The sequence below is a fragment of the Arthrobacter sp. R-11 genome, from assembly GCF_049913155.1.
In the GTDB taxonomy this organism is placed as follows: Bacteria; Actinomycetota; Actinomycetes; order Actinomycetales; family Micrococcaceae; genus Arthrobacter.
In genome coordinates, this window is sequence record NZ_CP183979.1 from 357,726 (window position 1) to 370,423 (window position 12,698).

The window sequence follows — 12,698 nt, forward strand, 5'->3', positions numbered from 1 at the left end:
TTAGTCCTTCGAAAGGGCCGTGATGGTTACGGCGTCGGGAGTTGTTTGGTGGACTGCCGGGACAGTGGAGCCCGGCAGCGAAGCAGCGGCGGCACCGTGTGCCACAGCCTGACGGAGGCAGTCCTGCGGGGTGCCGCCTTGGGTGGCGGCCAGCAGGTAGCCGGCAAGGGAGGAATCGCCGGCACCTACGGTGCTGACGGCCCGGATCGGCGGGTGCGTGGCCAGCCACGCGCCGTCGGCGGTTACCAGGACGGCGCCCTTGGAACCGAGTGTTGCAAGGACGGTTCCCACACCGGAGCCGACGACGGCGGCTGCGGCCCGGGCGGCAAGGCGCGGATCCGCTTCCAGTTCCTCGGCGGTGTGGTGGTCAGTGAAGCCTGCCGCGGCGGCCAGTTCGGCCAGTTCTTCCGCGTTCGGTTTCAGCAGGTCCGGCTTGCCGTCACCGCGTCCGCTGATCGCCGCCGCCAGCGGGGTGCCGGAGGAATCGATCGCGATCAAGGGGGCTCCGCCGTCGTCCGCGCTACGGAGGCGGGCAGCCACCGTGGCGTAGAAGTCCGCCGGAACTCCCGGGGGGAGGGAGCCGGCCAGGACCACCCAGCTGGCGCCCTGCGAACGCTCCAGCAGCAGCCCGATCAGGGCTTCCTGCTGTTCCGCGCTCAGCTCCGGGCCGGGTTCGTTGATCTTGGTGGTGACACCGTCCGGCTCGGTGAGGGTTACGTTGCTGCGCAGCGGCTCGGCGATCGGCAGGGCCGCGAACGGCACCTTGTCCTCGCGCAGGCCGCTGAGTACGGGGTCGGATTCGCCGCCCGGCAGGACGGCCACGGTGTCCAGGCCGGAAGCCACCAGGGCGCGGGAGACGTTGACGCCCTTGCCGCCCGAATGCTGGTGGACGGCGACGGCGCGCTGCACTTCGCCGCGGGCCAGGGCGGCGGGGAGCTCGACCGTGCGGTCGAGGCTGGGGTTGGCAGTCAGTGTGACGATCATGCGAGCACGACATCCACACCGGCTTCGGCCAGGGCGGCCGAGAGCTCTTCAGAGGGTTCGCGGTCAGTAATCACGGTGTCTACATCTTTCAGGGCGGCGAATTGGACGAGGGTTTCCGCGTCCAGCTTGGAAGAGTCCGCCACGACGACGACGCGGCGTGCGGAGGTGACGAAGGCGGCCTTGACGGCGGCTTCTTCGGGATCCGGAGTGCTGAACCCGAACGTTGCGTGGATGCCGTTGGCGCCCACGAAGGCGATGTCCGGCCGGAGCCGGGAGGCGGAATCGACCGTGGACTGCCCGACGGCGGCCTGGGTGAGTCCGCGGACGCGGCCACCGAGGATCTGCAGTGCGATGCCCGGGTTGCCGGAAAGCCGTGCGGCGATCGGGATCGCGTGCGTGATGACCACCAGTTCCCCGTCGCCGCCGTTGCTGCGCTGGGAGGCGAGCAGGCCCGCGAGGGTTTCGGTGGTGGAACCTGCGTCCAGGAGGATGCTTCCGGCGGAAGCCTCGGGGATCAGGGCCAGGGCGGCCTGGGCGATGCGGAGCTTCTCCGGCTGGCGCTGGATGGCCCGTTCGCCCACGCTTTCCTCGCGGGTGCTCAAACGGTCCGAGGGGACGGCGCCGCCGTGGACGCGGCGAAGGCTGCCGGCGGATTCAAGGGCGGCGAGGTCCCGGCGGACGGTTTCGGTGGTGATGCTGAAACGTTCCGCGAGGTCGGTCACGCTGACCCGGCCCAGTTCGGCAACGAGCCCGGAGATCAGCTGCTGGCGCTCTTCAGCGAACACATACCCTCCATTGCGTACTAGCAGAATCCGGTTGGTGACCACCATCACATGATGTGGAATTGCTTGACTCTATCTTTGTTCGTGTGGGTATGTCAATAAAAAACAACACAAACACAGATCGCCGGACATGGCTCGTGAGGGCCGCGTAACGCGTGCGTCATGTTAACGGGGTATTTGGGCTCCCGTTGAGGCTGCTTGGGCCTACCGCGTGCTGGACTCCCGGATGATGAATCGGCCGTCGATACCGCCGTCGTGGTCGTCCCGTTTGGGCGTGCCGCCCAATTGCTCGACGAGGGCGGCGATGGCCGCGCGGGCCGTCGCTTCGGGCATCAGGTCCATCGCGGTGATGGGCGGATTGCTGTTGCGGGTCTGCTCCGAATCCGAGCCGGCCACCAGCAGGAAGTCGCCGGGTGTGGAGATTCCGGCTTCGGCCAGCCGGGCCTGCAGGCCCGCGGCGTGGCGGCCTGTGAGGCAGTAGGCGGCGTCGGGCCGATCTTCCATGGCCAGGATCTGCTCGGCGAGGACCTTTCCGCCTGCCAGCCCGCTGGTTTCCTGCTGCACCAGGATCACGGGCTCCTGTCCCCGTTCCGCGCACCATTCCCGGTAGGTGTCCTCGGTGGCGAGATTCCACTGGTTGCGGTCCGTGCCGATGGCGATTGCGACCCGCTGCGCGCCGTTGTCCGCGAGGTGGTCCAGGACCTCGGCGGTGATCAGGGCGGTGTTTGGTTCGATGAAGCTGCCGTAGGAATCGCGTGCCGGGTCCTTGCCGACGGTGAGGAAGGGGATTTCCTCGGCCAGCAGCAGGTCGATCACGGGGTCGTTCTCCACGGGCTCGGTGATGATGAAACCGTCGGCGGCCAGGGACACGCTCGGGGTTTCCGGCAGGGTGGGATCGCTCAGCAGCATCAACCCGTAACCATGCTCCAGTGCGCTCAGCGAGGCGGCGCCGGCGAAGCGCACGAAGTAGTCCACGCCGTCGGGCAGGAAGGACTCGAGGGTGTCCAACGGGCGCAGCACGAGCGCGAGCACGCCAAGGCGGTTGTTCCGCAGGCCGCTCGCGACGGCGTGCGGCCGGTAATGCATCCGGCGCGCGATATCCGCGATCCGGTCCCGGGTGGCATCGGCCACCATCCCCTTGCCGTTGAGGGCGTGGGACACCGTGGTGACGGAGACGCCCGCTTCGCGCGCGACGTCCCGGATGGTGGTCCGGGCGTTCCGTGGGCTCATGGCTGGGTCTGCTTGGTCATGGTAGCCAGAGTAAGCCCTAAAACACTGGGCTGAAAACGATTTGGGGATTTTTGGTGCAGCTATTGCCCAAAACGTTTTGGGTAACTAGCGTCACATTCCACATCCAGCCGTTTGGGGCGGCGCAAAACAAGCTCGGGAGACTTAGTGAACAAGAAACTCATCAGCGCAGGGGCCGCCGGCGTCCTGCTGCTGCTCGCCGGATGCTCGAACGGCGGCAACGCCAAGGCACCGGAAGCCCTCGATTCGAAGGACCTGCTCGTTACCACGCCCGCACCCACGGGCACCCTGGACCGGATCGTCTGGAACAACAACTTCGGCGAACCGCCGTCGATCGATCCCATCAAGGCCGCCGACTACCCCGCCAGCGGCGTGGTCTCCAACCTGTGCGAAAGCCTCTTCCAGATCCAGCCGGACTTCTCGATCAAGCCGCACCTGGCCAAGAGCGTCAAGAACGCCGGCAACACCGCCTACGTGTACGAACTCCAGGACGGCGTGACCTTCTGGGACGGCAAGCCCATGACCGCGGACGACGTCGTGTTCAGCCTCAAGCGGCAGCTGGACCCGAAGGAAATCAGCTACTGGGCCTCCAGCGTCACGGCCAACATCGCCTCCGTGGAGAAGACCGGCCCCAACGAGGTCACGGTGAAGCTCAAGACGCCGGACGCCACCTTCAACAACAACCTCGCCACCCCGGTGGGTGCCGTGGTGGAGAAGGCTCAGCGCGAGAAGGCCGGCGTGGACTACGGCAACCCCGGCTCCGGAGTGATGTGCACCGGGCCGTACTCGGTGGCCTCCTGGAAGCAGGGCGTCTCGATCACGCTGGAGCGCTACGACGGCTACTGGAAGACGGACAAGAAGGCCAAGACCAAGCAGGTCGAAATCCAGTTCATCACCGACCCCGCCTCCATCACCAACGCCCTCGCCACCGGCGCCGTGGACGGCAGCTACGACGTTCCGCTGAGCGCGGTGGGCCAGCTGTCCAAGTCCGGCAGCGGCCAGCTCTTCCGTGGCAAGTCCATGCAGAACATGGCCATCATCAGCACCGGAACCGGGACCCTGGGCGATCCCGCGGTCCGCAAGGCGCTCACCTTGGCCACCGACCGTGAGGCGATCGCCAGGACCGTGTATGAAGGGACCTCGACGGCGGCCCAGTCCCTGGTGCCGGCCGGCGGCTGGGCCTACGGTGCCGAGGTGTTCGAAGCCGCCCGCAAGCAGCTGCCCGCCGTCACGCCGAACCTTGAGGAAGCCAAGAGGGTCATCAAGGACGCGAAGGTGGACCTGTCCAAGCCCATCAAGATCGTCTACCCGATCGACCGCACCTTTTACGCGGACATCATCTCCGAGTTCGCCAACGCCGGTGCCAAGCTCGGCCTGAAGATCGAGCCCAGTGGCGTTCCAGGTGCCCAGTTCGGTGCATTCTTCTCCGACCCCAAGGCCCGTGCCGGCGCCGATGCCTTCGTCACCACCAACTACATGAACGTGGCTGACCCGCTGATCCACCTGGCAGCGATCGCCGGACCTGGCGGCATGCAGAACTACTCCGGCTTCTCCGATCCGAAGATCACCGGGCTGCTGGACAAGGCCCGCGCCACCACCGATGACACGGAACGCGCGAAGCTCACGGTCGAAGCCGAAGCCCTGATCATGGACAAGGAACCCTGGCTTCCCGTGGTGGACAGCTCCACGCGCCTCTACATGAACAAGCGCGTCACGGGTGCCCCGGCGTCCTTCGTCTACCTCTACTACCCCTGGGCTGCCGACCTCGGCGGCAGCGGCAAGTAGCGGCAGGAAACGTGACAGAAAAGGACAAGCCGTGAGATTCCTGATACGCAGGCTGCTGGCCCTTGGCGGTGTGCTGATCGCCTCCAGCATGATCGTGTTCGGCGCCCTCTACCTGGCCCCGGGCAGCCCGGAGCAGTTCCTGGTCCAGGGCCGCACCGTCAGCCCCGAGGTCCTCGAGGCCATCCGGGCGCAGTACTCCCTCGACGACCCGCTTCCGGTGCGCTACTGGAACTGGCTCAGCGGGCTCTTCACCGGGGACATGGGCCGTTCGCTGCTCACCCAGCAGGACGTGGGCGCGTTGCTCGCCAGCCGCATCCCCACCACCCTGTCCCTGGCGGTCTACGCCGCGGTCCTGATCATCATCGGCGGCATCGGCCTGGGCATCCTGGCCGGAACCCGCGGCGGGGTGGCCGAACGGATCGTGATCTTCGCGTCGAACCTGGGGATCGCCGTCCCCACCTTCTTCGCCGCGCTGGTCCTGATGTCCGTCTTCAGCGTGGGCCTGGGCTGGTTCCCGGTCTTCGGCGCCGGGGAGGGCGCCGTCGACCGGGTCTGGCACCTGACCCTGCCCGCGCTGGCCCTGTCGCTGCCCTCGATCGCTGTCATCGCCCGGATCACCCGGACGGCGATCGTCGAGGAGAGCGAATCCGAGCACGTGCTGATCGCCGTCGCCCGCGGGCTGCCGAAGCGGATCATCCTGTGGCGGCATACCGTCCGGAACTCGCTGCTGCCGGTCACGACGGCGGTGGGCATGCACATTGCGGGCCTGGTCGCCGGGGCGTTCGTGGTGGAGTACGCCTTCACCCTGGACGGCATCGGCGCCCTGCTGGTCAACTCCGTGCAGCGCAAGGACTTCGCCGTGGTGCAGGCCATCGCGCTGATCATGGTGATTGCCTTCGGCGTGGTGAACCTGCTCGTGGACCTGCTCTACACCGTCATCGACCCCCGCGTCCGCCTGAAGAAGGGACAGTGAATGCCATGGCAGTGAAGGAAACGACTGCAAGCGAAACCGCAGCAAGCGAAACCGCAGCAAGCGAAACTGCCGTCCTGGCTGACGCCTTGGCCGCGCCCGCCAGTCCCACCAGCCGCCTGGCCGGTGCCCGCCGCCGTCTTGGCTGGATCGGCATGGCCTGCGTCGGCGTGGTCGCCGCCGTGGTGCTGGCCGCCGTCGTCGGGCAGTTCCTGGTTCCCTACGACCCCACGGTCGGTTCGGTCACCCAGCGGCACCTCGGCTCCTCTGCCGAGCACCTGCTCGGCACCGACCAGGCAGGCCGCGATATCTTCTGCCGGCTGATCGCCGGGGCGCGCACCAGCCTGCTGGGGCCGCTGATCGTGGTGGGCGCGACGGCGGTGGCCGGCTCCGCGCTGGCCCTCACCGCCGTCTGGTTCGGCGGAAAGGTGGACGCCTTCCTGGGCCGGGTCCTGGACGTGCTGTTCGCCTTCCCGAGCCTGCTGCTGGCGATCCTCGGCGTCGCGATCTTCGGCCCCGGACTGGTGACGGCCTCCATCGCCCTGGCCGTGGCGTACATCCCCTACAGCGCGCGGGTGATCCGCAGCGTGGCCCTGCGCGAACGGCACCTGCCCTACGTGAAGGCCGCGGAACTGCAGGGAATCAACGGCTTCACCATCACCGTGCGGCACATCCTGCCCAACGTCTGGACCCAGATCCTCACGGGCTCCACCATCAACTTCGGTTACGCGATCGTGGACCTGGCGGCGCTGTCCTTTCTCGGCCTGGGCATCCAGCCCCCGGAAGCGGACTGGGGCCTGATGATTTCCAACGGCCAGGAATCCCTGCAGCAGGGTTTCCCGGAGCAGAGCCTGTACGCGGGCCTGTGCATCGTGGTCACGGTGGCGGCCATGGCCTACATCGGCGAACGGCTGGGCGGGCGCGCCGCGGCCGGAAGGAGCAAGCGATGATCGGTCCCGAACTGATCGGTATTGGGCAACTGGAACTCGGCATCAAGGACCCGGACACCGGCGTGTTGAAGCCGGTGCTGAAGGGCATCTCCCTTGAACTGGGCCGCGGCGAGGCGATCGGCCTCGTGGGGGAATCCGGCAGCGGGAAGTCCATGACCTTGCGCTGCATCCTCGGCATCGAGCCGCGCAATGCTGCGGTTCGCGGCCGGATCATGTTCGACGGCGAGGACCTCCTGAGCCTGCCGGCCGAACGGATGCGCCGGGTGCGGGCCGGCCGGATCGCCTTGATCTCGCAGAACCCGCACGCCTCGCTCAACCCGGTGCTGCCGATCGAGACGTACCTCCTGGAGGGCATGCCGGAGATCCGCAACGCCAAGGCCGCGCGGCTCCGGGCAGGGGAGTTGCTTGAACAGGTGGGCATCCGCAGTGTGGACCGCGTGCTGAAGTCCTTCCCGCATCAGCTCTCCGGGGGCATGCTGCAGCGCGTGGTGATCGCCGGTGCCATCTCCGGCAAGCCGGATCTCTTGCTCGCGGACGAACCCACCACGGCCTTGGATGTCACCACCCAGGCCGAAGTGGCAGCAATCCTCGACGAGAAGCGGCGGGACCTGGGCATGTCCATGATCTTCGTGACCCACGACCTGGACCTCGCTGCCGCCGTCTCGGACCGCCTGGCCGTGATGCGGTACGGGGAGATCGTGGAAATCGGCACCCCGGAACAGATCCGCGATAACCCGCAGCACCCCTACACGCGGATGCTGATGAGCATCCGGCCCACCTTGGACGGCGTACAGCCGGCACTGGCACCGGCGCCGCAACCACAGATCGGGAGCATCCTGTGAGCAGCAACATCATCGAGATCTCCGGACTCAACAAGACCTTCCGCGTGAGCGGAAAACACGAAGCAGTGCGGGCGCTGGACGACGTGTCCGTCACCGTCCGCGAAGGCAGCTGCATGGCCGTGGTGGGAGAGTCCGGCTCGGGCAAGACCACCTTGGCCCGGGTGCTGGTGGGCCTGGAAACCAAGGACTCCGGCGAGGTGTCCATCGCCGGCGCCCCGGTGACGGCATCGCTCCGGCGCAGGGAGCAGCGGCGACGGGCCCGCGCCGTCCAGATGGTCTTCCAGGACCCCAACGGCTCCCTCAACCGTCGGCTTCCCGTGGGGACCGCCGTCGACGAGGTGCTCCGGGCCCATTTCCAGCTCAACGCTGCCCAGCGCAAGGCCCGGGTTTCCGAGCTGTTCCGGAGCGTGGGCCTGACGGACGCGCATGCGCAGTCGCTTCCCGCGAACCTATCCGGCGGGCAGAAGCAGCGCGTGGCGATCGCGCGGGCCTTCGCTGCCGAACCCAAGGTGATTGTGCTGGACGAGGCCGTGTCGGCCCTGGACGTCTCGGTGCAGGCCCAGGTGCTCGAGTTGCTGGACGAACTGCGCCGGGACAAGGGCCTGAGCTACCTCTTCATCACCCATGACCTCTCCGTGGTCCGGAACATCGCCGACGACGTTCTGGTGATGCGCCACGGAAAGGTCCTGGAACGCGGCTCCGTGGGCGACGTCCTGGACCGGCCGAGTTCCCCCTACACGAAACTCCTGCTGGAGTGCGCACCGAAGCCCGGCTGGAAACCCAGGCGCGGCGTGATCGAACACCTTAACTCAGAGATTGCGAGCTAGACGAAGCATGAAAATCCCCACCAAGCGGACCGTCATCACCCTGGACAGCCCCGACCCCTACGAGCGCGGCAAGCAGCGCAGCGCCGCGCTCGGCGCGGAACTGCTCGGCGGACTCGACACGTACTTCCGGCTGTTCCGCACCGTCGGCGTCCCGGAAACCACGGTGAGGTCCGACGCCGAGCGGCTGTTCGACGCCGTCGCCTCCTGGTCGCCGCGGCTCGCCGCGGAGATGAGCGGCACGGCCGACGGCGCCGGCGTCGAAAGCTGGCAGATCGCGGCCCTGAACGGGCGCACCGAAATCCTTTCCCAGGCCCTCGGCACCCGGCCGGGCGAATGCTCCACGATCGGCCGGAAGGGCAGCCACGTGTTCGGCGTGCAAACCTGGGACTGGCACGAGGAACTGGACCCGTACTGGCACCTGCAGTCCGTGGCCGGGCCGGCGCGGTCCTTCGTGGGCCTTACGGAGCACGGCATGCTGGGCAAAATCGGCATGAACGATGCCGGGGTGTCCGTGTTCCTGAACATCCTCGGCCACCAGGACGACCGGCCGGCCGGGGTTCCCGTCCACCTCGTCGCCGCCGAGGTCCTGGCCAACGCAGGTTCAGTGGCGGAGGCCGTGGACATCGTGTGCTCCGCGGGGGCCACCACCTCCACAGCGCTGACCCTCATGGACGAGGCGTCCGCGGTGACGGCGGAAATCGGCCCCGGTGCGGCCGTGCTCATCCAACCGGAGAACGGGACGCTGGCGCACACCAACCATTTCCTGGATGCGGGACTCGCGGCGGGGGAGAAGCCCGGGCTCTACGACCCGGATTCCCAGCAACGCCTGGCCCTGGTGCAGTCCCGGCTGGACGAGGGTCCTTTGCCCGGGAGTGTGGACGAGATTGTGCCCTTCCTGTACTCCGGTCCGGGCGAGCCGGGCCTCTGCTGCGTCCCCGCGCCGGAGGCCGCGTTCGGCAGCCGCTGGGCCACCCTCGCCACGATCACCATGGAGAACCGCAAACGCGAGATGCGGGTGGCCGACGGCACCCCGCTCGACGCTCGGGGCCAGGAATGGCTGGCGCTGACGCCGGCGTCGTAGCGTAACGTCCGGTGAGTGTCCGACGGCGATGGCAGTAGCGTGAGTCGCGACGAGATTGCGGTGCGGGAGTCCGCGCAAAAGCAAGGGCTGTTGCTCTGCCCTCCCGACACGGGTCCGTACTTGCGCCTCGCCTGGCGTGCCCAGGGGACGGCGCCCGACTCAGTGATGTCCTCGGGCCGAGCGCCCAAGGGCGCGGTCACGATTGCTTCGGCGCCTCTAAGCGAGGACGACAAATATCCGAGCTTCTATCTTCGGGTGGTGGATGGTCGGCCGTGGCTGCGTGGCTGCGTGGCTGCGTGGCTGCGTGGCTGCGTGGCTATCGGTGCGACGACCAGCACATCTGGTCACCGGAGGACCGTTTCGCTTTCCGGCTGCCTGAACGGACTTGACGAGCGCGGCGGAGCCAGCGCGGGGGAGCTGGGCCAGCGTAGGGAGCCGAGCCAGCGTAGGGAGCCGGCAAGGCCCGAGGAAAACCGGGGCGGCTCAGAGGCGGTTCAGAACGGTGGCGGAGGACCGGTGTCTCCACCTTGTCTGGCGGCGTTAGCGGGGATCGATCCTGGGGTCTTGCCGGTGCCTGCCGTGTAGCTTGCAGGTGTGGGTGGAGAGTCTGTGTATTTCCGGCCGCTCGGGCTGGTCCATTCCAGGACCCCGGCCCCGGTTTGGCGGATCGTCCAGCGGGTGTGGTGTTTGAGCATGTGGTGGCGCCGGCAAAGTCCGGCGAGGTTGCCGGTTTCCGTGGCCCCGCCGAGTGCGGCGTCGTGCGTGTGGTCCAGGTCCAGTTCGCGGGCCTTGATTCCGCAGCCGGGGAAGCGGCACCTGCTGTCCCGGGCGGTGAGGAGGCGTTTGAGGTCCTCCCCGGGCCGGTACCTGTCCACGGCGAGGACGGCGCCGTTGATGGGGTCGGTCAGGACCCTGTTCCACGCGGTGGCCTGTCCGGCGAGGATCCGTGCGGTGGCGGGGTCGATGGGGTGTTGCCCGTTCAGTTCGGCCGGGACGCGGGTGCTGCTGCTCGCTGCGGCGTGGCCCGGAGCGGTCTTGCCTGCGGCTGCGTTGCCTGCGGTCCGGACCGTCTCGCCATCGATCAGGGTCAGGACGGGGACTGTGACGTCCACCCGGGCGGTGATCGCGGTCAGGAGCCCGTCCGGGGTGTCGTGTCCGGTCGGGGCGCCGCACAGCAGCAGCTCCGCGAGGAGGTCGGCACGGAGCTGATCAGTGCTTCGGTGCATTCCAGCAGTTTCGGGTGTCTGGTTTCCGCCGGCTTCGGCATGTGCTTGGGCCATCCGGGTGAGGCGGTCGTGGATGCCGTAGGCCACCGCCGCGGGCAGGATGGCGGCGAGTTCGGCCATGCCGTCGGGCAGGGGTGTCACCCAGACGCGGCGTTCCCCTGCCGCCCGCTCGTGCCGGGTGCCCATAGGAGCAGCCTGGGCTTTCTCGGCCTCGCGGACGGCAAGGCGCCGCACCCGGCCGGGAGCCTGCCGTTCCGCGCACGGCACGACGGAGGCCTCGTACCCGGCGAGGGCGGCGGGATCATCCAGTGCCGCACCGGCGTCCTGGATCATCCGGGCATGGGCCAGGCTGATCCTGCCGTGGGCGAGGGCGCCGAACGTGGCCGGGAAGCGGTCCAGCAGCTCCACGGCCTGGCCCATCTGCCGCTGCACGGTACGGTCGTTGGCGCGGGTGGCCGTGGCGATCTCGGCCGCCACCGCCCGCTGCGCCAGCTCCGCGGCATCCCACCGCGCGCCATTCAACACGGACGGCACCGCAGAGCCTGAGGCCGGGCCGCCGCCGTCGTTACCGCCGCCGTCGTTCATCACCTCCGCAAGCCGCGACGCCATGGCAAGCGTGTACTCCCGCAAGGCCTGCAAACCGGCGATCGCCGACTCCAGAGACTCAAGCGTGGAAACCAGCCCGTCCAGCACCAACAACGGAGAGGACGCCGCAACGGGCTGCGTCCCCTTATCCAGGCTGCTGGTGATCTCCATAAACCCATCACACCACCAGGCACTGACTTTTTTGGGAGTCCTCCGAACTTGGCCCAGGCGCCGGCGCCTCCCTTGTGCCAGCGGCCTTCGGAATCCTTTTTCACGATGCGCCGACCAGAAGGCGGACGCCTGGAGCTCTCCTTGCCGGCAGCCGGGGCCATGCCCGGAGCTCTCCTCCGCCCGCCGTCGAAATGTCCGCCTACCCCACGACGCGCCGCCCCGAAGCGTCGAGCCGGATGCCCAGGTGCTTCGGGGTGCGCAGCACGATCGAGCGGTCCACGATCTCCGCGAAGGGCAGACGCTCGCCGAGATGCCGTTCCAGCAGGGTGATGTCTTCGATGCGGCGCAGCCACACGGCCACCACCAGCGAGTAGTTGCCCACCGTGGTGGTGACGAGCCGGACCTCGTCCAGGCCAACGAGTTTCCCGGCCACCGAACCCACCTGGGTTGCCGGCACGCGCATGAAGAACCATACATATACCGGCCAGCCCGAATACGGCCGGGCCACCTCAAGCCGGATCACCACGCGCTGCTGGGCGAGGACCGTGCTCAGCGTGCTCCGGGCCCGGGCCTGGCTGATTCCGAGCTCGCCGGAAATCCTGGACACGGAGGCGCGGGCGTCCTCGCGGAGTATCCGGAGCAGACCGTCCTCGATGTCCGCTGGAACCCTGGACAGGAGCTCCTTCGGGGGCGCAACGGCCCGCTCCAGCGCCTTGACCTCGCCCGCGTTCAGGGAGCGCAGGCGCCACACCTGGGCATCGGCCACTACCTGGATGGAACGGTGCGTGCGCATGCTGCGGATGCCTTCCACCGTGGACAGCCGGTCCAGCACGTACCGGGACAGCTCGGCATCGTCCCTGCAGATCAGGGTGACCACCATGTCGCGCCCGCCCGCTGTCAGGTCGATCGTCAGCACTTCCGGGTCGTTGGCCAGTTCTTCTGTCACCGTGGCCATGCTCGACGGCGCACACTCGATTTCCAGGAAGGCCGTCACCACGCCCCTTCCGGCACCCTGGTAGCAGCCGATCCAGGCCAGGCCCTCCTCCTGCAGCTGTTCCCAGCGCCGGGCGAGCGTCACAGGGTCCGCTCCGACGGCTGGCGCCAGGGTTGTCCACGGCGCGCGCGGGCGGACCTGCAAGGCATGCAGAAGGCGGAGATCGCGCTCGTCGAAATCAAAATCCTGCATAGAACCTATAACTTTCTTGAATTTCCTGCATATCCGAGGCGCTGTGATGCGCGTTATATAG

The 12,698-nt window shown here is 68.0% G+C and carries 11 protein-coding genes; 6 read left to right on the plus strand and 5 right to left on the minus strand.

The features are described 5' to 3' along the window. The 3 genes from ACN9M4_RS01580 to ACN9M4_RS01590 all read right to left on the minus strand — a co-directional run bounded on the left by ACN9M4_RS01580 (position 1) and on the right by ACN9M4_RS01590 (position 2,996). Positions 1-984, minus strand: a complete 984-nt coding sequence (locus tag ACN9M4_RS01580) for a 1-phosphofructokinase family hexose kinase (RefSeq protein WP_426301720.1) — start codon at positions 982-984, stop codon at positions 1-3. Beyond that, positions 981-1,769, minus strand: coding sequence for a DeoR/GlpR family DNA-binding transcription regulator (locus ACN9M4_RS01585; protein WP_426301722.1), 789 nt, complete (start codon positions 1,767-1,769; stop codon positions 981-983). The genes ACN9M4_RS01580 and ACN9M4_RS01585 overlap by 4 nt, the downstream gene beginning before the upstream one ends. Positions 1,770-1,970: 201 nt before the next feature. Then, positions 1,971-2,996, minus strand: coding sequence for a LacI family DNA-binding transcriptional regulator (locus tag ACN9M4_RS01590; protein ID WP_426301724.1), 1,026 nt, complete (start codon positions 2,994-2,996; stop codon positions 1,971-1,973). A 165-nt stretch (positions 2,997-3,161) separates the two neighbouring features. Here ACN9M4_RS01590 and ACN9M4_RS01595 point away from each other — a divergent pair, with 165 nt between their 5' ends. Genes ACN9M4_RS01595 through ACN9M4_RS01620 form a run of 6 tightly spaced genes read left to right on the plus strand, consistent with a single transcriptional unit; the run spans position 3,162 to position 9,469 of the window. After that, on the plus strand, positions 3,162-4,799 hold the full coding sequence (locus tag ACN9M4_RS01595) for an ABC transporter substrate-binding protein (RefSeq protein WP_426301726.1): 1,638 nt from the start codon (positions 3,162-3,164) through the stop codon (positions 4,797-4,799). Positions 4,800-4,830: 31 nt separating this feature from the next. Further along, positions 4,831-5,772, plus strand: a complete 942-nt coding sequence (locus ACN9M4_RS01600; RefSeq protein WP_426301728.1) for an ABC transporter permease — start codon at positions 4,831-4,833, stop codon at positions 5,770-5,772. A gap of 5 nt (positions 5,773-5,777) precedes the next feature. Next, positions 5,778-6,719 (plus strand): ABC transporter permease, encoded by a 942-nt coding sequence (locus tag ACN9M4_RS01605; RefSeq protein WP_426301730.1) that lies wholly within the window; start codon positions 5,778-5,780, stop codon positions 6,717-6,719. Then, on the plus strand, positions 6,716-7,561 hold the full coding sequence (locus ACN9M4_RS01610; protein ID WP_426301732.1) for an ABC transporter ATP-binding protein: 846 nt from the start codon (positions 6,716-6,718) through the stop codon (positions 7,559-7,561). Before ACN9M4_RS01605 ends, ACN9M4_RS01610 begins: the two co-directional genes overlap by 4 nt. Then, on the plus strand, positions 7,558-8,388 hold the full coding sequence (locus tag ACN9M4_RS01615; RefSeq protein ID WP_426301734.1) for an ABC transporter ATP-binding protein: 831 nt from the start codon (positions 7,558-7,560) through the stop codon (positions 8,386-8,388). The genes ACN9M4_RS01610 and ACN9M4_RS01615 overlap by 4 nt, the downstream gene beginning before the upstream one ends. Before the next feature lie 7 nt (positions 8,389-8,395). Continuing rightward, the gene (locus ACN9M4_RS01620) at positions 8,396-9,469 is read left to right on the plus strand and encodes a C45 family autoproteolytic acyltransferase/hydolase (protein ID WP_426301736.1); all 1,074 of its coding nucleotides are present in this window, start codon (positions 8,396-8,398) and stop codon (positions 9,467-9,469) included. 494 nt (positions 9,470-9,963) lie between these two features. On the opposite strand, the gene ACN9M4_RS01625 is transcribed toward ACN9M4_RS01620, so the two are convergent. After that, positions 9,964-11,451, minus strand: a complete 1,488-nt coding sequence (locus tag ACN9M4_RS01625) for a DUF222 domain-containing protein (RefSeq protein WP_426301738.1) — start codon at positions 11,449-11,451, stop codon at positions 9,964-9,966. A gap of 199 nt (positions 11,452-11,650) precedes the next feature. Then, positions 11,651-12,637: an Lrp/AsnC family transcriptional regulator gene (locus ACN9M4_RS01630; protein ID WP_426301740.1), complete on the minus strand. Its 987-nt coding sequence runs from the start codon at positions 12,635-12,637 to the stop codon at positions 11,651-11,653. Positions 12,638-12,698: the final 61 nt, after the last annotated feature.